Origin of the sequence: Pseudomonas shirazica, assembly GCF_015168335.1 — a bacterium.
Classification (GTDB): Bacteria; Pseudomonadota; Gammaproteobacteria; order Pseudomonadales; family Pseudomonadaceae; genus Aquipseudomonas; species Aquipseudomonas asiatica.
The window spans coordinates 607263-630005 of the sequence record NZ_CP063456.1; the positions used below are offsets into that span (position 1 = coordinate 607263).

Below are 22743 nucleotides of genomic sequence, written 5' to 3' on the forward strand. Positions count from 1 at the left end.
GCAGAAATGCCAGGTAGCACCTCTGTCAGGCAACCGTGTTCACCAACGGCCGGATGGCGTGGCGGCCTGCTGCGGCTTAAGGTACAATTCCCGGCTATTTTTCGGCGGGCGTCCGGCTCGCAGCCTTTTCGAGTGTTGACCCGTGAGTGATTTGAGTCATATCCGCAATTTCTCCATCATCGCCCACATCGACCATGGCAAGTCGACGCTGGCCGACCGTTTCATCCAGATGTGCGGTGGCCTGTCGGCACGCGAGATGGAAGCCCAGGTGCTCGATTCCATGGACCTGGAGCGTGAGCGCGGTATCACCATCAAGGCCCACAGCGTCACGCTCAACTACAAGGCGCAGGACGGCAAGGTCTACCAGCTGAACTTCATCGATACTCCTGGCCACGTCGACTTCACCTACGAAGTCTCGCGTTCGCTGGCGGCCTGTGAGGGCGCGCTGCTGGTGGTGGATGCCGGCCAGGGCGTCGAGGCCCAGTCCGTGGCTAACTGCTATACCGCCATCGAGCAGGGCCTTGAGGTCATGCCGGTACTGAACAAGATGGACCTGCCCCAGGCCGATCCGGATCGCGTCAAGGACGAGATCGAGAAGATCATCGGCATCGACGCCACCGACGCCGTGGCCTGCAGTGCCAAGAGTGGCATGGGCGTGGACGAGGTGCTCGAGCGCCTGGTGCAGACCATTCCCGCGCCGGAAGGCGATATCGAGGCGCCGCTGCAGGCGCTGATCATCGACTCCTGGTTCGACAACTACCTGGGTGTGGTCTCGCTGGTGCGCGTGCGACACGGTCGCGTCAAGAAAGGCGACAAGATCCTGGTCAAGTCCACCGGCAAGGTGCACCTGGTCGACAGCGTGGGCGTATTTACCCCGAAGCACACCCAGACCGCCGACCTGAAGGCCGGCGAAGTGGGCTTCATCATCGCCAGCATCAAGGACATCCACGGTGCCCCGGTCGGTGACACCCTGACCCTGTCCGCGACCCCTGAGGTCGAAGTGCTGCCAGGCTTCAAGAAGATTCAGCCGCAGGTCTACGCCGGCCTGTTCCCGGTCAGCTCCGACGACTTCGAGGACTTCCGCGATGCGCTGCAGAAGCTGACCCTGAACGACTCGTCGCTGCAATACATGCCGGAAAGCTCCGACGCCCTGGGCTTCGGCTTCCGTTGCGGCTTCCTCGGCATGCTGCACATGGAGATCATCCAGGAGCGCCTGGAGCGCGAATACGACCTGGACCTGATCACCACCGCGCCAAGCGTGATCTATGAGCTGGAACTGAAAACCGGCGAGACCATCACCGTCGACAACCCGTCGAAGCTGCCAGACGTCTCGGCTGTCGCCGATTTCCGCGAGCCGATCGTCACTGCCACCATCCTGGTGCCGCAGGAGCACCTGGGCAACGTCATCACCCTGTGCATCGAGAAGCGTGGCGTGCAGCGCGACATGCAGTTCCTCGGTAGCCAGGTGCAGGTGCGCTACGACCTGCCGATGAACGAAGTGGTGCTGGACTTCTTCGACCGCCTCAAGTCCACCAGCCGCGGCTATGCTTCGCTGGACTATCATTTCGATCGCTACCAGTCGGCCAATCTGGTCAAGCTGGACGTACTGATCAACGGCGACAAGGTCGATGCCCTGGCATTGATCGTGCACCGCGACAACGCGGCCTACAAGGGCCGTGCGTTGACCGAAAAGATGAAGGAACTGATCCCTCGGCAGATGTTCGACGTGGCGATCCAGGCAGCTATCGGCGGCCAGATCATTGCGCGGACAACCGTCAAGGCGCTCAGAAAGAACGTACTGGCCAAGTGCTACGGTGGCGACGTCAGCCGTAAGAAGAAGCTGCTGGAGAAGCAGAAGGCCGGTAAGAAACGCATGAAACAGGTGGGTAACGTGGAAATTCCACAGGAAGCCTTCCTCGCCGTGCTCAGGTTGGATAGCTAGGTCCTATGTCGCTAAATTTCCCGCTGTTGCTAGTCATCGCCGTCTTCGTCTGCGGCCTGCTGGGCTTGATCGACCTGCTGTTCCTGGCCCCGCGCCGGCGTGCGGCAATCGCCAACTACCAGGGCAGCGTCAGCCAGCCCGAGATGGCGGTGGTCGAGCGCCTGGGCAAAGAGCCGTTGCTGGTCGAGTACGGCAAGTCGTTCTTCCCGGTGCTGTTCATCGTGCTGGTGCTGCGTTCGTTCCTGGTCGAGCCGTTCCAGATCCCTTCGGGGTCGATGAAACCGACCCTGGAAGTGGGCGACTTCATCCTGGTGAACAAGTTCTCGTACGGCATTCGCCTGCCGGTGATCGACAAGAAGGTCATCGAGGTGGGTGACCCGCAACGCGGTGATGTGATGGTGTTCCGCTACCCTAGCGACCCGAACGTCAACTACATCAAGCGTGTGGTCGGCCTGCCGGGCGACCAGGTGCGCTACACCAGCGACAAGCGGTTGTTCGTCAACGGCCAGCCGATTGCCGAGCAACTGGTGGGCACCGAGCCGGGCACTTTGGGCAGCGCCGAGCTGTACAAGGAAAAGCTCGGCGAGGCCGAACACCTGATTCGCAAGGAAATGAGCCGTTATCGCATGCCGCCGGACCAGCAATGGACCGTGCCAGCAGGCCATTACTTCATGATGGGCGACAACCGCGACAACTCCAACGACAGCCGTTACTGGGATGACCCGAACATCCCGAAGGAACTGCACGGCATGGTTCCCGACCGGAACATCGTCGGCAAGGCCTTCGCGGTGTGGATGAGCTGGCCAGAGCCCAAGCTCAGCCACCTGCCCAACCTGTCGCGGGTCGGTCTGATCCATTGATACCCATCGGCGCTGGCCTGCAGGCAGCGCCGAATGCATTTCTGACATAGGCTGTGTTCTCAGGGATCGGGAGATTCGTCGCACATCGCGGCGGGCCACAGCCAAACAGTCTTTCAGGATGTTGATTTGAACAACGCGTTGAACAACGAACGGGTGGCTGCATGAGTGCTCCCCTTGCCCGTCTGGAGCGAAAGCTCGGTTATACCTTCAAGAACCAGGACCAGATGCTCCTGGCACTGACCCATCGCAGCTACGCCGGGCGCAACAATGAGCGCCTGGAGTTTCTCGGTGACGCCATTCTCAACTTCGTCGCCGGCGAAGCGCTGTTCGAGCGCTTCCCGCAGGCCCGCGAAGGCCAGCTGTCGCGCTTGCGCGCGCGCCTGGTCAAGGGTGAGACCCTGGCCCGCCTGGCCCGTGGTTTCGACCTGGGCGATCACCTGCGCCTGGGCTCGGGGGAGCTCAAGAGCGGTGGCTTCCGCCGCGAGTCGATCCTGGCCGACGCCCTGGAGGCGCTGATTGGCGCCATCTACCTGGACGCCGACATGGAAACGGCCCGGGAGCGCGTGCTGGCCTGGCTGGCCGATGAATTCGAAGGCCTGACCCTGGTTGATACCAACAAGGACCCGAAAACCCGCCTGCAGGAGTTCCTGCAGTCGCGCAGCTGTGAGCTGCCGCGTTACGAAGTGGTGGATATCCAGGGCGAACCGCACTGCCGGACCTTCTTCGTCGAATGCGAAGTGGTGCTGCTGAACAACAAGAGCCGTGGCCAGGGCGTTAGCCGGCGTATCGCCGAGCAAGTCGCCGCCGCGTCTGCACTGATCGCCCTGGGCGTGGAGAATGGCAATGACTGATAGCAACCCGACCCGCTGCGGCTACGTGGCCATTGTCGGCCGCCCGAACGTGGGCAAGTCGACCCTGCTCAACCACATCCTCGGCCAGAAGCTGGCGATCACCTCGCGCAAGCCGCAGACCACCCGTCACAACATGCTCGGCATCAAGACCGAGGGTGACGTGCAGGCGATCTACGTCGATACCCCCGGTATGCACAAGGCCAATGACAAGGCCTTGAACCGCTACATGAACCGCAATGCCTCGGCGGCCCTGAAGGACGTCGACGTGGTGATCTTCGTGGTCGACCGCACCAAATGGACCGACGAGGACCAACTGGTGCTGGAGCGCGTGCAGTACGTGACGGGCCCACTGATCATCGCGGTCAACAAGACCGACCGCATGGAAGAGAAGGCCGAACTGATCCCGCACCTGCAATGGCTCCAGGAGCAGTTGCCGAACGCCGAAGTGATGCCTATTTCCGCGCAGCAGGGGCACAACCTGCAGGCGCTGGAAGCACAGATCGCCAAGCACCTGCCCGAGAACGAGCACTTCTTCCCCGAAGATCAGATCACCGACCGCAGCAGCCGCTTCCTGGCCGCCGAACTGGTGCGCGAAAAGATCATGCGCCAGCTGGGTGCGGAATTGCCGTACCAGATCACCGTGGAAATTGAAGAATTCAAGCAGCAGGGCCACGTGCTGCACATCCACGCGCTGATCCTGGTCGAGCGCGATGGCCAGAAGAAGATCATCATTGGCGACAAGGGCGAGCGCATCAAGCGCATCGGCTCCGAGGCGCGCAAGGACATGGAGGTGCTGTTCGACTCCAAGGTCATGCTCAACCTGTGGGTCAAGGTGAAAGGCGGCTGGTCCGATGACGAGCGCGCCCTCCGCTCGCTGGGCTACGGCGACCTCTAAGCAATACTATTGGGGCCGCGGTGCGGCCCATCGCCGGCAAGCCGGCTCCCACCCCGATCGCATCGACTTCAAGCCATGCGCCGTACCTGTGGGAGCTGGCTTGCCGGCGATGGGCTGCAGAGCAGCCCCAATATGCAGTTTACCGAGCCACAGGGAGCCAGTGATCTTCCATGGAACAACCTGTCGGCCAGCCAGCCTACGTGCTGCACAGTCGTGCCTACAAGGAAACCAGCGCGCTGGTGGACTTCTTCACCCCGCAGGGCCGCATGCGTGCCGTGCTGCGCCGTGCGCGTGGCAAGGGTGGCAGCCTGGTGCGGCCGTTCGTGCCGCTGGAACTGGAGCTGCGCGGGCGTGGCGAGCTGAAGAATGTCGGTCGCATGGACAGCGCTGGCATCGCCGCCTGGCTGCATGGCGATGCCCTGTTCAGCGGGTTGTACCTAAACGAACTGCTCATGCGCCTGCTGCCCGCCGAAGCGCCTTTCCCGGCGCTGTTCGAGCACTACACCCTGACCTTGCAGGCCTTGGCCGCCGGTCGCCCGCTGGAGCCGCTGCTGCGCTCCTTCGAATGGCGGCTGCTGGACGAGCTCGGTTACGCGTTTTCGTTGCACCACGACGTCAATGACCAGGCGATCGCGGTCGATGGCCTGTACCGCTTGCGTGTGGATGCCGGCCTGGAGCGGGTCGAGCTGGTGCAACCCGGGCTGTTCCGCGGCACCGAACTGCTGGCCCTGGCCGAAGCCGACTGGGATGCGCCAGGTGCCTTGCTCGCTGCCAAGCGCCTGATGCGCCAGGCACTGGCGGTTCATCTGGGGGCAAAACCGCTGGTCAGCCGGGAACTGTTTCGCAAGCGCTGATCACGACGTATGCTGTGGGGCTCAATCTTCAGGAGAGCCTTTCGTGACTCACAGCAACCGCATGCTTCTCGGCGTAAACATCGACCACGTGGCGACCCTGCGCCAGGCCCGGGGCACGCGTTACCCCGATCCGGTCAAGGCTGCCCTGGATGCCGAGGAAGCGGGCGCCGATGGCATCACCGTGCATCTGCGTGAAGACCGTCGGCACATCCAGGAGCGTGATGTGGTGCTGCTGAAGGACGTGCTGCAGACGCGCATGAACTTCGAGATGGGCGTCACCGAAGAGATGATGGCCTTTGCCGAGAAGATCCGACCGGCGCACATCTGCCTGGTACCCGAAACCCGTCAGGAACTGACCACCGAAGGCGGCCTTGACGTGGCGGGCCAGGAGGCACGGATCAAGGCTGCGGTTGAGCGGCTGTCGCGTACCGGTGCCGAAGTGTCGCTGTTCATCGATGCCGACGAGCGGCAGATCGAGGCGTCGCGTCGCGTTGGTGCGCCTGCCATCGAACTGCACACCGGGCGTTACGCCGATGCCGAAACCCCGACCGAAGTGGCCGAGGAGCTCAAGCGTATCGTCGATGGCGTGGCGTTTGGCGTGGGGCAGGGGTTGATCGTCAATGCTGGCCACGGGCTGCACTACCACAACGTGGAGGCGGTGGCGGCGATCAAGGGCATCAATGAGCTGAACATCGGTCATGCGCTGGTGGCGCATGCGCTGTTCGTCGGCTTCAAGGCCGCTGTGGCCGAGATGAAGGCGCTGATCGTGGCGGCTTCGCGCTAATCTCTGGTCGCCTGTACCGGCCTCTTCGCGGGTAAACCCGCGAAGAGGCCGGCACAAGCGATGTATTACTCGGCAGGAAATACCAGGGTAAACCGGGTCGGCCCCAAGGGCCTGCTGCTGACCTCGACCCGCCCACCATGCAACTGCATGATCGATTTCACGATCGCCAGCCCCAACCCGGTCCCTCCCTCCAGCCGCGAGCGCCCCGAGCCCACCCGGTAAAACCGCTCGAACAAGCGCGACTGGTGCTTTTCAGCAATACCAGGCCCCTGGTTTTCCACCGAAAGCCTGACTTCGCTGCCCACGCGCTCGATGCACAGTTCCACAGGCTTGCCATCCGGACAGTGCCGAATGGCATTGCTCAACAGGTTCGACAGTGCCCGCTGAAACATCAGCCGATCACCCTGCGCCGTCCCCCAGCCTTGCACACGCAACTCAACCCCTTTCAGCTCGGCACTGAACGCAAACAGCTCGACAACCCGCGCCGTCTCGTCGGCCAATGCCATGGGCTTGAGCGCGACCTGGGCCTGGGGTTGGCTGACCTGGGCGAGAAACAGCATGTCATTGATGATGCGGTTGAGCCGGGTCAGTTCTTCGATGCTGTCTTCCAGCACTTCCCGGTAATTCGCGTTGTCCCGTTCGCGGGCCAGCGTCACTTGCGCCTTGCCCATCAGGTTGCTCAACGGTGTGCGCAGTTCATGGGCCAGATCATCGGAAAACTGCGACAGCTGGCTGACGCCCTGATCGAGGCGGTCGAGCATCACGTTGATGCTGCTGGCCAGCTCTGCCAGCTCCAGCGGCAGGCCGGTAGCGGGAAGGCGATGTTGCAGGTCCTGGGCCGACACCCGCCCGGCAATGCGCCGGAAGTGCCGCAGTGGCCTCAGGCCGCGCTGCATCAGCCACCAGGCACCGGCCCCGATCAGCAACAGCAGCAACGGCAGCGCGAGCAAGGTGGAATGCAGATAGGCCTGCAGCAGGGCGTTGTCGTCGGCGCGGTTGAGCGACATCATCACCTTGACCGGGGTGTCGTCGCGCAGGCGCATCAGCCGGGTCGCGGTGAGTATCTGGTTGCCATTGCTGTCGCGCCACGCATGAAAGGCCAGACGGGCATCGGTGCGCAGCTCGCCTACCTGTGATTCCAGCGCCGGCCCGAGGCTGAGCAGGTGCGGGTGGCGGCCTTCGAGAGCCAGCACGCTGAGGCTGAGGTTATCGTGCCCCATCACCAGGTCGAGCAAGGGATGGGCGCGGCTGCCCAGGTCTTCGTTACGCAGGTCGACGCGCAGGTTGTGCTCGACCTGCAGCATCTTGCGCGCCAGGTCCTTGCGTGCGCGGCTGTCCAGTTCGTGATCGAGGGCGAACACGGCCAGGCAGGCCAGCAGCAGTACCAGTGCGGCGCCCATCAGCGTCACGCTCAGGCCCAGGCGCAGTGACAGGCTGGCGTTTTTCAAAAGCGTGCCTCGAGCACGTAGCCGACGCCACGCAGGGTATGGATCAGCTTGTTGTCGAACGGGTCGTCGATCTTGGCCCGCAGGCGCCGGATCGAAACCTCGACCACATTGGTGTCGCAGTCGAAATTCATGTCCCACACCAGCGAGATGATCTGGGTGCGCGACAGCACCTCGCCGGTCTGACGCATCAGCAGGTGCAGCAGGGCGAATTCCTTGGCGGTCAGGTCGATACGCTGCCCGGCGCGGTAGGCGCGGTGGCGGCCGGGGTCCAGCTCCAGATCGGCGACGCGCAGGGTGCTGGGCTGCAGTTGCTGGTCGTTGCGGCGCAGCAGGCTGCGGATACGGGCCAGCAGTTCCGGGAACTCGAAAGGTTTGAGCAGGTAATCGTCGGCACCCAGGTCCAGGCCCTTGACTCGGTCGGCCAGGCGGCCATGGGCGGTCAGCATCATGATGCGCGTGGCCGATTCGGCGCGCAGCCGCTGCAGCACGGTCCAGCCATCGAGCTCGGGCAGGTTGACGTCGAGAATGACCAGGTCGTAGGGCTGCTGGCGGGCCAGGTGCAGGCCATCGGTGCCGGTGTGGGCGCAGTCGACCACGTAGCCGTTCTCGCGCAGGCCCTGCTGCAGGTAGTCGGCGGTGCGCAGTTCGTCCTCGATGATCAGTAGACGCATGGATGGGCTCGGTGTGATGAAAGGGGGCGATTCTCGACCCTGTAGTGGCATCAGGGTCAAGGAGCGGGATGTTACGGCATGAGTAAGGGCGCGCGGCGCAGATAACGGATTTGTAATGCTGCCGTTATCTGGCTGTCTGTTAGGGCCCTATCGCCGGCAAGCCAGCTCCCACAGGTACTGCACAGTTTCCAAGACCTGTGGTGATCCTGTGGGAGCTGGCTTGCCGGCGATAGGGCCCGAACAGGCAAAACAAGGCCACATTGCAAGACTGTAATCCCCGCCTCACCTTGCCGTTAGCTGGCCCTCGCTAGGATGGCCGTATCTGATCGGCTATCACGAGGCAACCACGATGAACCTGACCAAATTCCTGCTGTTGGCCACCCTTGCCCTGGGCAGCGCCAGTGTTCACGCCGAGGGCGGTGCGGAACGTTCGAAACAATTCTGGCAAGCGTTCCGCGAAGACCAGCAGCGCCTGTACGGCGACAAGCAACAGGCCGTCGCAGAGCGTGAGCGCAAGGCACAGGAGAAGGCCCGCGAGTTGGCCAAGGATTGAGGTAACAACACCTGCGCCGCGACAGCTCCTCGGCGCGGGCGTATTCAGGCGCCCAACCGGGCGCCTTTTTCATTTGCGTGCCAGCAGGGTGGCGCGGCGTGGAGCCGGCAGGCCTTCGATGGTCTTGCTGTGGTCGTTCGGGTCAAGGAAGTCGCCCAACGACTGGTAGCGCATCCACTCGGTGCTGCGCTGTTCCTCGACGCTGGTCACGCTCACGTCGACGCATCGCACATCGCTGAAACCGGCGCGGCGCAACCAGCGCTCCAAGGCCGGTACCGACGGCAGGTACCAGACGTTGCGCATCTGTGCATAGCGGTCCTCAGGTACCAGCACCTGGTTTTCGTCACCCTCGATCACCAGGGTTTCCAGCACCAGTTCCCCGCCTTTTACCAGGCAGTCCTTCAGCGCCAGCAGGTGCTCGATGGGCGAGCGGCGGTGATAGAACACCCCCATGGAAAACACCGTGTCAAAACCTTCAAGGTTGGCCGGCAGATCTTCCAGGGCGAACGGCAGGTGCCAGGCGGGCAGCTCTGGCAGGTATTGCTGGACGGCCTGGAACTGGCAGAAGAACAGCCAGTTGGGATCGACGCCAATCACCATGTCGGCACCGGCACCGAGCATGCGCCACTGGTAGTAGCCGTTGCCGCAGCCCACGTCGAGCACGCGCTTGCCCTTGAGGTCCAGGTGCGGGCCAACCCGCGACCATTTCCAGTCTGAACGCCATTCGGTGTCCACATGCACGCCGAACAGGTCGAAGGGGCCTTTGCGCCAGGGCGACAGTCCCATTAGTGCATGATGCATCTGCGCGCGGGTCGCGTCGTCGCAATCGCAGTCCAGGCGCAGCCCGTTGACCAGGTCGACTTCGCTCGGCTGCAGGGCGGGCAGGGCTTCCAGCGCACCGCGCCAGCGGTCGAGGTCACCGTGGCCCTTCTCCAGCTTGGCTTCCAGTTGCGCTTGCAGGCCTTGCGACCAGGAAGCCAGGGGCGTGCCCGCCAGGCGGCGGACTAGGGGGGACAGATCGATCATGGCAGGGCAATCAACGAGGCGAAGTTAAGGCATTGGAACCAGGGCACCACCTTCGAGAAACCGGCTGCGCGCAGGCGCGCCTGGTGGGCTTCGAGGGTGTCGGGCTTCATCACGTTCTCGATGGCGCTGCGCTTCTGGGCAATTTCCAGTTCGCTGTAGCCATTGGCACGTTTGAAGTCCAGGTGCAGTTCATTGAGCAGGTCCTGCTGTTCCGCATCGGCGAAGCGCAGTTTTTCCGAGAGGATCAGCGCACCACCGGGCAAAAGCGCCTGGCGGATGCGGCCAAGCAGTTCCAGGCGCTGGTCGGGGGCGACGAATTGCAGGGTGAAGTTCATCGCCACCACCGAGGCGGGCTCGAATGGCAGGGCCAGGATGTCGGCTTCCAGCACCTGCACCGGCAGCAGTTCCTGGAACATCGAGTCCTGGGCAGTGAGGTATTGGCGGCAACGCTCGACCATCGCCGCGGAGTTGTCCACGGCAATCACCCGGCAGCCATCACTGCGCACATGGCGGCGCAGCGACTGGGTAACGGCACCCAACGAGGCACCGAGGTCGTACAACGCGGTGTGCGGCTGGGCGAAGCGCGCGGCCAGCACGCCGAGGTTCTCGACGATGGTCGGGTAGCCTGGCACCGAGCGCTTGATCATGTCCGGGAACACGCGCACCACATCCTCGTTGAAGGCGAAGTCGGGCACTTGCTCCAGGGGCTGGGCGAAAAGGCGGTCGGGTTGTTTGCTCACGGGAGGGCTCGATACAGGGTGAAACGGAGACGCATTTTAGCCAAAGGCCGCGATTCTTGCCATGGCGGCGCTCAAGGGGCGGGGCGCCGAGGGGCCTCTGCCCCTAACAAGTGGCCGTTCAGGTTGCCCGGGACGGAGCTGCGGCCTTTAGCGGACGATGATCTTGCAGTCGAAGGTTTGTACGGGCGCAATATCTGCGGCCCACGGCTGCTGGTACACAAGCACCAACTGGCCATCGCCGGTACCGCTGGCCTGGTAGCGCCAGGTGGAGACACCGGCATTGCCGACCAGGTCTTCCTCCTCGGGAGCGCTGTACACCTCCGGGCCAAGGCTGCGCAGTACATTGGCGGCGGGTTTTTCGACGCGCCAGCGATAGCCGGTGGATGGGTTGCTGGGCAGGGTCAGTGTCAGCACCTGGCCAACCTGCAGGCGTGTCGGGCATTCGCTTTCGGCGTCCAGTTCGACGGGTTGCGTAGGCTGTTGAGCGCAGGCGGAAATCAGGGCGAAGCTCAGGGGAACGAGCAGACGAGGGGCGGTCATGTTGGCTCCGGAGGCTGGCGATGGCCTGAGGATAACCGATGATCGAGGAGATTTGTGTTGCCTGTGCCGGCTCTTTCGCGGGTAAACCCGCCCACGGGGATCTCACTGAGCTCAAGCCCTGCGCTATCCCTGTGGGAGCGGGTTTACCCGCGAAGAGTGGCTAGAACAGGACTTTGGCCACGTCGGCAAAGCGCTTGGCGAAATGCACGGTCAGGCCTTCGCGCAGGTAGTCCGGCAGTTCTTCATAGTCCCCGCGGTTAGGCTCCGGCAAGATCAGCTCGAAGATCTTCTGCCGCCGTGCTGCAATCACCTTCTCGCGCACACCGCCAATCGGCAGTACCTGCCCGGTCAGGGTCAGCTCGCCAGTCATGGCCACCCCTTTCTTCGGCGCCTGGTCACGGGCCAGCGACAGCAGGGCGCTGGCCATGGTGATACCGGCACTTGGGCCGTCCTTGGGCGTGGCGCCTTCGGGCACGTGCAGGTGAATGAACGCTTCGTTGAAGAAACCTGGGTCACCACCAAACTGCTTGAGGTTGGAGCTGACGTAGCTATAGGCGATTTCGGCCGACTCTTTCATCACCTCACCCAGCTTGCCGGTCAGCTTGAAGCCGCGGTTGAGGCTGTGGATGCGGGTGGCTTCGATCGGCAGCGTGGCGCCGCCCATGCTGGTCCAGGCCAGGCCAGTGATCACGCCTTTGCCGGCCAGCACCTGCTCGCTGCGGAACACGGGCATGCCGAGCGCAGCTTCCAGGTCCTTGGTGCCGATCCTCAGCTTGGCTTCGGGGTTGTCCAGCAGCTTGACCACGGCCTTGCGCACCAGCTTGCCCAGTTGTTTCTCCAATTGGCGTACCCCGGCTTCGCGGGCATAGCCTTCGATCACCGCACGCAGGGCGCTGTCGCTGATGCCGAGGCTGGTCTTGGCCACGCCAGCCTTTTCCAGCTGCTTGGGCCACAGGTGGCGCTTGGCGATGGCCAGTTTCTCTTCGGTGATATAGCCGGACAGGCGGATCACTTCCATGCGGTCGAGCAACGGCCCGGGGATCGAATCCAGGGTGTTGGCGGTGCACACGAACAGCACCTTGGACAGGTCCAGGCGCAGGTCGAGGTAGTGGTCGAGGAAGTCGACGTTCTGCTCCGGGTCCAGGGTTTCCAGCAGCGCTGAAGCCGGGTCGCCCTGATAGCTCTGGCCCATCTTGTCGATCTCGTCGAGCATGATCACCGGGTTCATCACTTCGACGTCCTTCAGGGCCTGCACCAGCTTGCCGGGCTGGGCGCCGATGTAGGTGCGGCGATGGCCCTTGATCTCGGCCTCGTCACGCATGCCGCCGACACTGAAGCGGTAGAACGGCCGGCCGAGCGATTCGGCGATGGATTTGCCGATGCTGGTCTTGCCTACCCCGGGCGGGCCCACCAGCAGCACGATCGAGCCGCTGATCTCGCCTTTCCAGGCGCCCACGGCAAGGAACTCGAGAATGCGCTCCTTGATGTCATCGAGGCCGGCGTGGTGCTGGTCGAGGACTTTGCGCGCGTGGTTGAGGTCGAGCTTGTCCTTGCCGTACACACCCCAGGGCAGGGCGGTTGCCCAGTCCAGGTAGTTGCGGGTGACGGCGTATTCGGGCGAGCCGGTTTCGAGGATGGCCAGCTTGCCCATCTCTTCGTCGATGCGCTTGCGCGCCTGGTCCGGCAGGGTCTTGCCCTCGAGGCGCTGCTCGAACTGCTCCAGGTCGGCGCTGCGGTCGTCCTTGGTCAGGCCCAGCTCCTGCTGGATGACCTTGAGCTGTTCCTTGAGGAAGAACTCGCGCTGGTGCTCGCCGATCTGCCGGTTGACTTCGGCCGAGATCTCGTTCTGCAGGCGCGCGACCTCGACCTCTTTGCGCAGCATCGGCAGGACCTTTTCCATGCGTTTGAGCATGGGGACGCAGTCGAGCACTTCCTGCAACTGGTTGCCGGTGGCCGAAGTGAGGGCGGCGGCGAAGTCGGTGAGCGGCGACGGGTCGTTGGGGCTGAAGCGGTTTAGGTAGTTCTTCAGCTCTTCGCTGTACAGCGGGTTGAGTGGCAGCAGTTCCTTGATCGCGTTGATCAGCGCCATGCCGTAGGCCTTGACCTCGTCGGTCGGCTCGGCGTGCTGGCGCGGGTATTCGACCTCTACAAGATACGGCGGGCGGTGGTGCTTGAGCCAGGTACGGATGCGTACCCGGGTCAGGCCCTGGGCGACGAACTGCAGCTTGCCGTTTTCGCGGCTGGCGTGGTGCACCTTTACCAGCGTGCCGTACTGCGGCAGCGCCGAGGTATCGAAGTGGCGGTGGTCTTCTGGCGGGGTATCCATGAAGAACAGGGCCAGGCTGTGGTCTGGCGACTTGGCTACCAGGTCCAGGGTTTCTGCCCAAGGGTCTTCATTGACTATGACCGGCAGCACCTGGGCCGGGAAGAACGGACGGTTGTGGATCGGGATCACGTAGACCTTGTCCGGCAGCTGCTGGCCGGGCAGGGCGAGGGCGTGGCCGGTTTCGGCTTGGGGTGTAGTGTGTTCGACTTCGCTGTGTTCGTCGGGATGTTCCGGGAAATCCTGCTGGTCGCTCATGGGGCACCTGCGTGAATGACTATGGTGCTTAGATGGGGCGCGGGGGGATGGGTTTCAATGGTAGATGATGGCAGGAGGGAGGGGATCGTTGGTGGCCTGTTCTGGCCCTATCGCCGGCAAGCCAGCTCCCACAGGTGGCCCACTGCTTTCAAGGCTAATGGAGTACCTGTGGGAGCTGGCTTGCCGGCGATGAGGCCACTACAACGAGTGAGCCCCGCTGGCGGGGCTCGGCAACTTTACTCAGCCAGTTTGTAGGCGATGATGTAGTCGCCCATCCTGGTGCCCAACGAGCCATGCCCGCCGGCAGTCACCAGCACGTACTGCTTGCCATCCTTGCCGGTGTAGGTCATCGGCGTGGCCTGGCCACCCGCGGGCAGGCGGGCTTTCCACAGTTCCTTGCCGTTGTTCACGTCATAGGCGCGCAGGTACTGGTCCAGGGTGCCGCTGAGGAAACCGACGCCACCAGCGGTGACGATCGAGCCGCCCATGCTCGGCACGCCAACCGGCAGGCCGATCGGTACCGGGGTGCTGTCGCGGGTGGTGCCGTTCTTGTGCTTCCACACCACCTTGTTGGTGAACAGGTCGATGGCGGCGACATAGCCCCAGGCCGGGGCCTGGCACGGTACGCCCAGGGGCGACATGAACGGGTGCATGGTCACTGCGTACGGTGCGCCGGTGTTCGGCTGCACGCCGCTGGTCTCGCTTTCGCGCTTGCTGCCCTCGGCCACCTGCTCACGCGGGATCATCTTCGACACGAAGGCCATGTAGTTGGGCGAGGTGAACAGCAGTTGGCGCACCGGGTCGACCGACACGCTACCCCAGTTGAACACACCGACGTTGCCCGGGTAGACCAGCGAGCCTTGCTCGGACGGTGGAGTGTATTGGCCTTCGTAACGCAGTTCGCGGAACTGGATGCGGCACAGCATCTGGTCGAACGGCGTGGCGCCCCACATGGCCTGTTCGGTCAGCTCAGGGCCGAGCAGGTTGAGGTCGGAGCGGGCCTGGGTCGGCGAGGTGTGGTCACCCTTCACCGCACCTTGAGGGGTGGGGATCTCGCGGATCGGCACGATCGGCGTACCGTCGCGGCGGTCGAGCACGTACAGGCTGCCTTGCTTGGTCGGCACGATGATTGCCGGCTTCACGCCATCGTCGGTCTTCAGGTGGACCAGGGTCGGCTGGCTGCCGACGTCCATGTCCCACAGGTCGTGGTGGGTGAACTGGTAGTTCCAGCGAGCCTTGCCGGTGGCCAGGTCGAGTGCGACCACGCCGGCGCTGTACTTCTCGGCGCCCGGGGTGCGGTCGGCGCCCCACTGGTCCGGGGTCTGGTTGCCCAGTGGCAGGTAGATCATGCCGAGGTCTTCATCGACGCTGGCGATCGACCACATGTTGGCCGAGTTGCGGCTGTACATCTTGCCGGGGGCCAGTGGCTGGGTGTCGTCCGGGTTGTTGCTGTCCCAGTTCCACACCAGGTGACCATCGTGTACATCGTAAGCGCGGATCACGCCGGATGGCTCGTTGGTCGATTCGTTGTCGGTGACGTGGCCACCGATGATCACCAGGTCACGGGTGATTGCGGCTGGCGAGGTGGAGTAGTAGCCGCCAGCGGTGAACGGGCCGATGCCGGTGGTGAGGTCGATCACGCCCTGGTTGGCGAAGCCTTCGCAGACCTTGCCGTTGTCGGCATTGATGGCGATCAGGCGGGCGTCCGCAGTCGGCAGGTAGAGGCGGCGAGGGCAGGCCTGGGCCACGGCTTGGCCGGCGTCGGTAATTTTCGGTGCCGGGCTGCCGTCGCGGCTGACGTAACGGTTTTCGTCATAGTACGAAACGCCACGGCAGGTCATGTGGGCAAAGCCTTTGAAGGTGCCGACGGGGCTCTTGACCTGTGGATCAAAGCGCCAGATTTCCGCGCCGGTGTCCGGGTCCAGGGCCAGCAAGCGGCTATGCGCGGTGCAGGCATAGAGCATGCCGTTGACCTTCAGTGGGGTGTTCTGGTTGGTCAGCTCCACAGGGTCGTTTTCGGTCGGCAGGTCACCGGTGCGGATGCGCCAGGCCTCTTCGAGGCGGTAGGCGTTCTGCGGGGTGATCTGGCGCAGTGGCGAATAGCGGTCGCCATGCTCGGTGCGGCCGTAGGCCTGCCATTCACCGTCGGGCATGGCCGGGGCGGCGCTGGCCATTTCGCTGCTGTCGCGGCCCAGTTCGCCAAACACTTCACCGGGGTGGGTGAACTGGCTGCCCAGGGCACAAGCGCCAGATGCTACCACTGCAACGCCGAGCAGCGCAGTGTTGGCCTTGCTGGCCGGGCCGACCAGCGGACGACGCGCCCAAGGCAGCAGCAGGACCACGCCGATGGCAAACCAGATGGCCAGGCGTGGCACCAGTTGCCACCAGTCCAGGCCCACTTCGAACAGGGCCCATGCGGTGCTGCCCAGCAGTACCAGGCCGTACAGGCCCAGGGCGATGCGGCGTTGGGCCAGCAGCAGGATACCAGACAGGGCAAAGCCGATTCCGGCGATCAGGTAGTACAGCGATCCGCCCAGCTGGCTCAGCTTGATGCCGCCAGCCAGCAGGGCCAGGCCCATCAGCAACAGCAGCGCGCCGATCAGGCGCGGTAGCCAGCGGCTTCCATTGTTGGCACCTTCAGTGCTCATCGTAGGTTCTCCGTCAGGTCAAGAAAGGGGTTAGAAACTGCTCTGGATCTTCAGGCCGCCGATCAGGGCGCCATCGACTTGCGACACCCCGCCTGGGTGGCGGATGTACTGCAGGTTGGGGCGTACCGTGAGCCAGTCGGCCAAGTGGATGCCGTAATACAGCTCGGCGCTGTACTCGGTGTCCTGTACCGGCAGGAAACCGGGGTTGTCATAGTCGTCGATGCCGGCGGCCTGGTTGACCAGACGCGCGTTCTTGCGATAGGCAGGGTTGACGTGCACGCGGGCGAGGGCGAAACCGATGTCGTCCTTGGCGCGGGCGTCGAATGGCCCTTTGTATACCAGTCCTGCCTGAACATAGTTGTCGATGGCATTGGTCTTCTTGTCGTGCACCGTGGCGTTGGCGAACAGGCTCAGGCCACGCGACTGGTCGGACGCCAGCGAAGTCACCTGCTGCTGGGCGCCGAGCCACAAGCCGTGCTTGCTCGAACTGCTGCGGTAGGCGGCGCCGCTGAGGGCTGCCGGCTGGCCATTGCTGTCCTTGAGAACATCCTGTGCCTTGGCATTACTGTAGTAGTAGCCGGCGCGATATTCCCCTTTCAGGCCATTGACCTGTGGGCTCCATACCAGTTCGATCGGCATTACCGCGCCTTGGGTGCCGCTGCCGCTGAGCTTGAAGCCGTTGCCCGACTCCAGGTTGGAGGGGTTCTGCTCGTACACGCCGACCTGGGCGTAGAGCGCATCGCTGAGGTTGTAGCGGACGCGCAGGGCCCACTGGCTGACCGGCCAGTTGTACCAGATGCCACCTACCCAGTTGCCTACCTGCGAGCCGCAGAAGGCCAGGTTCTGGAAGTCGCAGGGGAAGCTGTTGAAGTCTTCGCCTTCGCCGAAACGGCCGAATTTCACATCCAGTGCGCCATCGAAGTACTTCTGCTTGATCCACATCTGCGTCAGCCGCCAGGTTTCGCCACGGCCCCAGACCTCCTGGGCCGAGGTGAAGCCGCCGACACGCGGGTCGTTGATACGGTCGTTGCTGATGTTGTCGCCGTGGCGCTCGGTAATGGTCAGCTGGAATTCGGTGTCGTTCCAGCCGAGGATCTTCTCCAGGTCCAGGTGGCTGCCGAAGGTGAACTGGTCGCTGTAGCGCGCGGTGCGGTCGTGGTCGTAGCCACCATGCAGGTTGCTGCCCATCTCGCCGGTGTAGCCGAGGGTGAAGTCGTAGCCTTTTTCCAGCAGTTCGCTGCGGGTGCCACCCCAGTCGCCGAGCATCCATGGCGAATCGCTGGCGAACATCTCGCTGGCGCTGCTGGGAGCCGCCAGGGCGCTGAGGGCTAGGCCGATGTAACAGGTTTTGGGCAGTTGGAGCATGAGATAGCGCTATCTTCTGATTGTTGAATAAACGGCAAGCGCATCGAAGGGCGGGCCCTTCAATGGAAATGGCGACAAGATGGTTTCGATGAAGCGATTCAGCTTGCGGCGGGGAGGATATAGGGGAAGTTGTAAGAAAAAAAGACAAATTGTCGCAGTGGATTGTTGTTCGACAGGTAATAATTGGCTGCAGAGGCGGCTGCTTTGCAGCCCAATCGCCGGCAAGCCAGCTCCCACAGGATGGCGTTGCACTTGAGGCAGAAGCAATACCGGTGGGGCTTGCCGGCGAAAGGGGCGCGAAGCGCCCCCGCGATTTCAGAAGGTGGTACGCAGACCCACTTCCACACTACGCCCCGGCGCCGGGGCGATGTCGCGCAGGATCGAGCTGGCATAGCGCACGGTCTGGTCCGTCAGGTTTTCGCCGCGCACAAACGCCAGCCACTGGCTCTGGCCAACTTCGAAGCGGTAACCAACGCTGGCCCCTAGCGTGGTATAGCCATCAGTGCTGGTTTCGTTGGCCGGTTTGCGATGCTGAGACGCAGCGTGTTGCACGTCGACCCGCGCCTGCCAGCGGTCCAGCTCCCAGACCAGGCCGCTGTTCAGGCGCAGCGGGGCGATGCGGGGCAGCGGCTCGCCACTGTCCAGGTTCTTGGCCCGGGTGTAGTCACCAGACACTTCCAACGCGAAGCTGCCGTAGCGGTTCTCGGCCAGCTGCCAGCGATCCTGGGCCTCGATGCCATAGAATCGCGCCCGCACGCCCTGATACTGGTACTCCGGGAAACCGCCGTGGTCATGATCGTGATCATGGTCGTGGTCATCCTCATCATGATCGTGGTCATGCCCCTCGCGGATGTTGCCGGTGCTGATCAGGCCGATGTAGTTGCGGAAGTGGCTGTAGAACACCCCGAAACTGCCCTTGTGGGTGCCGTTGTCGAAACGCAGGGCCAGGTCGGCGGAAACGGCTTTTTCCTTGTTCAGGCTGGCATCGCCGACTTCAAAGGCTCCGGTGGCCACGTGGGCACCATTGGCATACAGCTCGTAGAAGGTCGGGGCGCGCTCGGTGTAGCCGAGGTTGGCGGCCAGCGACCAGACCGGGTCGAGCTGGTACACCGCCCCGGAAGACAGGCTGAAGGTGTTGAAACTGCTGGCGCTGTCGGCGTCGGCGAAGTTCTCGTTGCCTTTGGCATCCGGATCGACCCGGGTGTGCTCCATGCGTGCACCCAGGCTCAGGTTGAGGCGCTCGGTGGCTTGCCACTGCTCCAGCATGAACAGCGCCAGGCTGTCGGTGTCGGTGTGCGGGACGAAGGCTTCCTCGCCCAACGCGGAGAATTCGTTGCGGCTGACCTGGGCGCCGATCACGCCTTCTACCGGCCCGAGCGGTTGGTGGCGAGCTTCGATACGTGCTTCATAGCCCTTGTTCCTGAAGGTGGTGTGGACCTCGCCTTCTTCGATTTCACGATGCTCGTAGTCGGTGTAGCCGGCATCGACCTTGATCGAAGTGAACGGGCCGTCCATGTCACGCAGCTCGGAGGCGAAGGCGTAATGGTCCTGCTTCATGTCCAGGCGCACACCTGGCTCGGCCACCGAGCCATAGTTACTGTCGTAGCGGCTGTACGACAGGCCGGCGTAACCGTGGTCCCAATGGTAGGCGCCACCCAGGGCGCCACCGTCCTGGCGGCCATCGCTGTTTTCCAGGCGGTGCTTGCTGCCGGGTTCGTCGGCATCGCGCACCTTGGAACTGCGCGCGTAACCGGGGATGCGCAGGTCGTTGAACTGGCGGCTGTTGGCATCCAGGTGCAGGGCGAAGGCACCGTTGCCGGCCTCCAGCTTGCCAGCGCTGCTGCGGGTGGTATCGGCGCCGCCGTAGCGCAGTTCACCGGCACCGTGGATGCCCTCGATGGGGGCATCCGGGATGCGGTTGTCGAAGGTATTGACCACGCCGCCGATGGCGTTGCCGCCGTAGAGCAGGGCAGCCGGGCCACGGACGATCTCGACGCGCTCGACGGTCACCGGGTCCAGCGGCACGGCGTGGTCGTAGGACAGTGATGAAGCGTCGAGGGTGCCGACGCCATTGCGCAGGATGCGAATGCGGTCGCCGTCCAGGCCACGAATTACCGGGCGACTGGCGCCAGGGCCGAACCAGGTGGAGGCGACTCCGGGCTGCTTGTTCAGGGTTTCACCAAGGCTGCCGTGCTGCTGTTGCAGCAGGTTGTCGCCTTCGAGCACGGTGCTGGGGGCGGCCAGCTGGCTGTTACCCAAAGGGTTGGCGGTGATGACCTGGGGCTCGAGCTCCACCGCTTGGCTGGGTGGTGTGGCAAGCCAGAGCGCGACGGCGAGGGGAGAGAGGCGAAGCGGTGTGTACAGCATGGGGATGGGGCGTTCCTTGGCAGATGCTTTTGTATTGTTACAATATAACATCTCTATTTCAGCACAGAGGTTTTGCGCCTGGCCAGCGGTTTTTCTGTTGACTCACCTGATCCCACCCACCACTACACTCGTGTAAGGTGCGCATCTTTCCTACGGAGCACTGGCATGAGCACGGCCCAACACAACGCGCTGCACGGCAAGACCCTCGAACAGATCCTCACCGAGCTGGTGGCGCACTACCAATGGCAGGGCCTGGCCGAGCGCATCGATGTGCGCTGCTTCAAAAGCAACCCGACCATCAAGTCGAGCCTGACCTTCCTGCGCAAGACGCCGTGGGCACGGGAAAAGGTCGAGCAGCTGTACGTGAAGCTGCAGCGCCAGGCCTGACATGCCGCGTCGCCCCTGGCTGACCGGCATGGCCGTGCTGGGCTGGTTCGGCCTGACCGTGCAGGTGTATCTGGTGCTGCTGGCGCGTTGGCAGGAGCAGGCCAGCCTGGTGGGTGGCCTGATCAATGTGTTCGGGTATTTCACCGTGTTGACCAACACCCTGGTGGCAACGGTGCTCAGTTATGCGGCGTTTGGCCGGGAAGGCCGTGCCAAACGCTTTTTCCTGTCGCCTTCGGTGAGTTCCGCAGTGGCTGCCAGCATCGTGCTGGTGGCATTGGCCTACAGCGTGCTTTTGCGTCACTTGTGGCAACCGCAGGGCTGGCAATGGCTGGCGGACGAGTTGCTGCACGATGTGATGCCCGTGCTATATGCCTTGTACTGGTGGTGCGAGGTGCCCAAAGGTAGGTTGCGGCTATGGCATCTGCTGGTCTGGGCGGTTTACCCGGCGACATATTTTGCCTACGCGCTGTGGCGTGGGAGCGAGATTGGCGTGTATGCCTACCCGTTCATCGACGTGGCGAGCCTGGGGTATGGGCAGGTAGTGCTCAATGCCCTGGGGGTGTTGGCGGGGTTCTGGGGGATTGGGCTGGTGTTGCTGGGGCTGGATCGGTGGCGGGGGCTGCACAGATTGGCTTGACCTGCACTGGCCCTATCGCCGGCAAGCCACACAGGTACAGCGTTACTCTCGAGGTTGTCGCTGTACCTGTAGGAGCGGCCTTGTGTCGCGATAGGGCCGCAACGCGGCCCCAGGATTGATGCGCGATAGTTGAAATTGCTGGGGCTGCTTTGCAGCCCTTTCGCGACACAAGGCCGCTCCCACAGGGGCTGCGCGATTCCTGTGGCTGGCTTGCCCGATAGGACTAATGCAGGCAATAAACAATCATTCGTCGTCCGCAGTCCCGTCGGCACGCCAGTAGGCCACAGCCTTGAGCGCATCCTCAGGCAAGCCTTTCTCCAGCAACAGTGCCTTGGCCTGCCGGCTCAGGGCTTTTTCCAGTGCCACCCAGCCGTACAACCGGCCCTGCGGCAAGGTCAGGTTCTTCACCAGTGCCAGCAAGTCCTCCTGTTGGCGACGTACCCAGATCACCTCCACCTGTGCCTTGCTCGGCAGTGGCTGGCGTTCCTGCTCGTCTTCGATCTGGATAACCGCCAGCACCTGACGGCCCGCAGGCAACTCCTCCAGGCGGCGGCCAATGGCCGGGATGGCAGTTTCGTCACCGATCAGCAGGTAGCTGTCGAAGATGTCCGGCACCACCATCGAAGCCCGCGGCCCGGCGATGTTCAGGGTTTGCCCGGGTGCCGCCTGGGCGGCCCAGGTGGATGCAGGGCCATCGCCGTGCAGCACGAAGTCGATATCCAGTTCATTGGCCACCAGGTCGATGCGCCGTGGCGTGTATTCGCGCATGGTAGGCCGTGCGCCACCTTCTCGGCCCAGGTTGCGAGCCTCGATGGCTTGCTGTTGCTCCGGCGTTTCGGCGAACAACAGCTTGATATGGTCGTCGCTGCCCACGCTGGTGAAACCTTGCAGCTCGGCACCCCCGAGAGTGATGCGGCGCATGCGCGGGGTCAGTTCGGTGACCCGCAGCACCTGCAGGTGGCGTTGGCGGATTTCGTGGTTGACGCGGTGAATGGTGTCACTCATGGGGTGTCTCCCTGGCAGGTTCAGCCGGCGAGGAGGCGATGGCCTTGGCGGCGTGGTTGAGCAGGTCGCGGACCCGCTCGATTTCTTCCGGTGTCCAGCGGCCGCTGTGCATGTGCAGTGCGTGGCGCAGGTTGCCGACCGCTTCATGAATCTCTGGTGGGCGGTCGTGGCCGCGCAGGGCGCGCTTGCTGACTTCGATGCGCATGCGCACGCCGTCCAGTGCGACGGCCTGTTCGGCCAGGGCGGTGCGGCCGGCTTGTGTGATGGCATAGAGGCGTTTGCTGCCCTGCACCTGGCCGCTGATCAGTTCGGCTTCCTCAAGGAAGTTGAGGGTGGGGTAGATCACCCCGGGGCTTGGGCTGTAGCTACCGTCGAACAGGTTTTCGATCTGGCGGATCAGGTCGTAGCCGTGGCCTGGCTGCTCGGCGAGCAGGGCCAGCATCAGCAGCTTGAGGTCGCCGGGAGCGAAGACGCGCGGGCCGCGTTCGCCACGACCTGGGCGCCGCTCGAAGGGGTCATGGGGGGTATGTTCGCGCATGGGGGCAGGGCTCCGTCGTTTGCGATATATCGTAAGATATTACTCAAGATA

The 22743-nt window shown here is 63.5% G+C and carries 20 protein-coding genes; 9 read left to right on the forward strand and 11 right to left on the reverse strand.

Features of this window, described 5'->3' with window-relative positions; genetic code table 11:
• Nucleotides 1–142 precede the first annotated feature (142 nt).
• The 6 genes from lepA (at nt 143) to pdxJ (ending at nt 6186) form a co-directional block, all read left to right on the forward strand.
• Nucleotides 143–1942 carry a translation elongation factor 4 gene (gene lepA, locus IMX18_RS02800; RefSeq protein WP_013973995.1) on the forward strand — a complete coding sequence of 600 codons (1800 nt, stop codon included), beginning with the start codon at nt 143–145 and terminating at the stop codon, nt 1940–1942.
• Between the two features lie 5 nt (nt 1943–1947).
• On the forward strand, nt 1948–2802 hold the full coding sequence (gene lepB / locus IMX18_RS02805; RefSeq protein ID WP_003258486.1) for a signal peptidase I: 855 nt from the start codon (nt 1948–1950) through the stop codon (nt 2800–2802).
• 161 nt (nt 2803–2963) lie between these two features.
• Nucleotides 2964–3653 (forward strand): ribonuclease III, encoded by a 690-nt coding sequence (gene rnc, locus IMX18_RS02810; RefSeq protein ID WP_003258487.1) that lies wholly within the window; start codon nt 2964–2966, stop codon nt 3651–3653.
• Nucleotides 3646–4548 (forward strand): GTPase Era, encoded by a 903-nt coding sequence (gene era, locus IMX18_RS02815; protein ID WP_015271595.1) that lies wholly within the window; start codon nt 3646–3648, stop codon nt 4546–4548. Before rnc ends, era begins: the two co-directional genes overlap by 8 nt.
• A gap of 170 nt (nt 4549–4718) precedes the next feature.
• Nucleotides 4719–5402, forward strand: a complete 684-nt coding sequence (gene recO, locus IMX18_RS02820; protein WP_015271594.1) for a DNA repair protein RecO — start codon at nt 4719–4721, stop codon at nt 5400–5402.
• A 61-nt stretch (nt 5403–5463) separates the two neighbouring features.
• A complete protein-coding gene (gene pdxJ / locus IMX18_RS02825) occupies nt 5464–6186 on the forward strand; it encodes a pyridoxine 5'-phosphate synthase (protein WP_153670549.1) in 723 nt (240 codons plus the stop codon).
• A 65-nt stretch (nt 6187–6251) separates the two neighbouring features.
• Here pdxJ and IMX18_RS02830 read toward each other — a convergent pair whose 3' ends face one another.
• Together IMX18_RS02830 and IMX18_RS02835 are read right to left on the reverse strand one after the other, a co-directional pair.
• Complete coding sequence (locus tag IMX18_RS02830) at nt 6252–7634, reverse strand: heavy metal sensor histidine kinase (protein WP_100412746.1); 1383 nt, start codon at nt 7632–7634, stop codon at nt 6252–6254.
• Nucleotides 7631–8305: a heavy metal response regulator transcription factor gene (locus IMX18_RS02835; protein ID WP_003258489.1), complete on the reverse strand. Its 675-nt coding sequence runs from the start codon at nt 8303–8305 to the stop codon at nt 7631–7633. Before IMX18_RS02835 ends, IMX18_RS02830 begins: the two co-directional genes overlap by 4 nt.
• Before the next feature lie 349 nt (nt 8306–8654).
• On the opposite strand from IMX18_RS02835, the gene IMX18_RS02840 reads away from it, so the two are divergent.
• Nucleotides 8655–8858, forward strand: a complete 204-nt coding sequence (locus IMX18_RS02840; protein WP_015271591.1) for a hypothetical protein — start codon at nt 8655–8657, stop codon at nt 8856–8858.
• A 69-nt stretch (nt 8859–8927) separates the two neighbouring features.
• Here IMX18_RS02840 and cmoB read toward each other — a convergent pair whose 3' ends face one another.
• The 7 genes from cmoB to IMX18_RS02875 form a co-directional block, all read right to left on the reverse strand.
• Nucleotides 8928–9884, reverse strand: a complete 957-nt coding sequence (gene cmoB / locus IMX18_RS02845) for a tRNA 5-methoxyuridine(34)/uridine 5-oxyacetic acid(34) synthase CmoB (RefSeq protein WP_015271590.1) — start codon at nt 9882–9884, stop codon at nt 8928–8930.
• Nucleotides 9881–10624 carry a carboxy-S-adenosyl-L-methionine synthase CmoA gene (gene cmoA / locus IMX18_RS02850; protein ID WP_015271589.1) on the reverse strand — a complete coding sequence of 248 codons (744 nt, stop codon included), beginning with the start codon at nt 10622–10624 and terminating at the stop codon, nt 9881–9883. Before cmoA ends, cmoB begins: the two co-directional genes overlap by 4 nt.
• A gap of 147 nt (nt 10625–10771) precedes the next feature.
• Complete coding sequence (locus IMX18_RS02855; RefSeq protein WP_015271588.1) at nt 10772–11164, reverse strand: protease inhibitor I42 family protein; 393 nt, start codon at nt 11162–11164, stop codon at nt 10772–10774.
• Nucleotides 11165–11324: 160 nt separating this feature from the next.
• Complete coding sequence (gene lon, locus IMX18_RS02860; protein ID WP_100412745.1) at nt 11325–13745, reverse strand: endopeptidase La; 2421 nt, start codon at nt 13743–13745, stop codon at nt 11325–11327.
• A 236-nt stretch (nt 13746–13981) separates the two neighbouring features.
• On the reverse strand, nt 13982–16393 hold the full coding sequence (locus IMX18_RS02865; RefSeq protein ID WP_013973985.1) for a glucose/quinate/shikimate family membrane-bound PQQ-dependent dehydrogenase: 2412 nt from the start codon (nt 16391–16393) through the stop codon (nt 13982–13984).
• Between the two features lie 30 nt (nt 16394–16423).
• Nucleotides 16424–17758 carry a carbohydrate porin gene (locus tag IMX18_RS02870; protein ID WP_013973984.1) on the reverse strand — a complete coding sequence of 445 codons (1335 nt, stop codon included), beginning with the start codon at nt 17756–17758 and terminating at the stop codon, nt 16424–16426.
• Nucleotides 17759–18073: 315 nt separating this feature from the next.
• On the reverse strand, nt 18074–20125 hold the full coding sequence (locus IMX18_RS02875; RefSeq protein ID WP_100412742.1) for a TonB-dependent receptor: 2052 nt from the start codon (nt 20123–20125) through the stop codon (nt 18074–18076).
• 165 nt (nt 20126–20290) lie between these two features.
• Between IMX18_RS02875 and IMX18_RS02880 the strand changes: the two genes are divergently transcribed.
• Together IMX18_RS02880 and IMX18_RS02885 are read left to right on the forward strand one after the other, a co-directional pair.
• Entirely contained in the window at nt 20291–20512 is a 222-nt protein-coding gene (locus IMX18_RS02880; protein ID WP_003252112.1) for a VF530 family protein, read from the forward strand.
• Between the two features lies 1 nt (nt 20513).
• Nucleotides 20514–21149, forward strand: a complete 636-nt coding sequence (locus IMX18_RS02885; protein ID WP_015271585.1) for a Pr6Pr family membrane protein — start codon at nt 20514–20516, stop codon at nt 21147–21149.
• A gap of 243 nt (nt 21150–21392) precedes the next feature.
• On the opposite strand, the gene IMX18_RS02890 is transcribed toward IMX18_RS02885, so the two are convergent.
• Nucleotides 21393–22154, reverse strand: a complete 762-nt coding sequence (locus IMX18_RS02890; RefSeq protein WP_015271584.1) for a siderophore-interacting protein — start codon at nt 22152–22154, stop codon at nt 21393–21395.
• On the reverse strand, nt 22147–22692 hold the full coding sequence (locus IMX18_RS02895) for a PadR family transcriptional regulator (RefSeq protein ID WP_054573739.1): 546 nt from the start codon (nt 22690–22692) through the stop codon (nt 22147–22149). Before IMX18_RS02895 ends, IMX18_RS02890 begins: the two co-directional genes overlap by 8 nt.
• Nucleotides 22693–22743: the final 51 nt, after the last annotated feature.

Excerpts from the sequence above, each read along its gene's own strand:
- lepB (WP_003258486.1), top strand. The coding sequence starts at position 1,948 with ATGTCGCTAAATTTCCCGCTGTTGCTAGTCATCGCCGTCTTCGTCTGC.
- IMX18_RS02875 (WP_100412742.1), bottom strand. The coding sequence starts at position 20,125 with ATGCTGTACACACCGCTTCGCCTCTCTCCCCTCGCCGTCGCGCTCTGG.
- rnc (WP_003258487.1), top strand. The coding sequence starts at position 2,964 with ATGAGTGCTCCCCTTGCCCGTCTGGAGCGAAAGCTCGGTTATACCTTC.
- cmoB (WP_015271590.1), bottom strand. The coding sequence starts at position 9,884 with ATGATCGATCTGTCCCCCCTAGTCCGCCGCCTGGCGGGCACGCCCCTG.
- IMX18_RS02835 (WP_003258489.1), bottom strand. The coding sequence starts at position 8,305 with ATGCGTCTACTGATCATCGAGGACGAACTGCGCACCGCCGACTACCTG.
- IMX18_RS02895 (WP_054573739.1), bottom strand. The coding sequence starts at position 22,692 with ATGCGCGAACATACCCCCCATGACCCCTTCGAGCGGCGCCCAGGTCGT.
- era (WP_015271595.1), top strand. The coding sequence starts at position 3,646 with ATGACTGATAGCAACCCGACCCGCTGCGGCTACGTGGCCATTGTCGGC.
- IMX18_RS02840 (WP_015271591.1), top strand. The coding sequence starts at position 8,655 with ATGAACCTGACCAAATTCCTGCTGTTGGCCACCCTTGCCCTGGGCAGC.
- pdxJ (WP_153670549.1), top strand. The coding sequence starts at position 5,464 with ATGCTTCTCGGCGTAAACATCGACCACGTGGCGACCCTGCGCCAGGCC.
- IMX18_RS02880 (WP_003252112.1), top strand. The coding sequence starts at position 20,291 with ATGAGCACGGCCCAACACAACGCGCTGCACGGCAAGACCCTCGAACAG.
- IMX18_RS02865 (WP_013973985.1), bottom strand. The coding sequence starts at position 16,393 with ATGAGCACTGAAGGTGCCAACAATGGAAGCCGCTGGCTACCGCGCCTG.
- lon (WP_100412745.1), bottom strand. The coding sequence starts at position 13,745 with ATGAGCGACCAGCAGGATTTCCCGGAACATCCCGACGAACACAGCGAA.
- IMX18_RS02890 (WP_015271584.1), bottom strand. The coding sequence starts at position 22,154 with ATGAGTGACACCATTCACCGCGTCAACCACGAAATCCGCCAACGCCAC.
- recO (WP_015271594.1), top strand. The coding sequence starts at position 4,719 with ATGGAACAACCTGTCGGCCAGCCAGCCTACGTGCTGCACAGTCGTGCC.
- IMX18_RS02870 (WP_013973984.1), bottom strand. The coding sequence starts at position 17,758 with ATGCTCCAACTGCCCAAAACCTGTTACATCGGCCTAGCCCTCAGCGCC.
- IMX18_RS02855 (WP_015271588.1), bottom strand. The coding sequence starts at position 11,164 with ATGACCGCCCCTCGTCTGCTCGTTCCCCTGAGCTTCGCCCTGATTTCC.
- IMX18_RS02885 (WP_015271585.1), top strand. The coding sequence starts at position 20,514 with ATGCCGCGTCGCCCCTGGCTGACCGGCATGGCCGTGCTGGGCTGGTTC.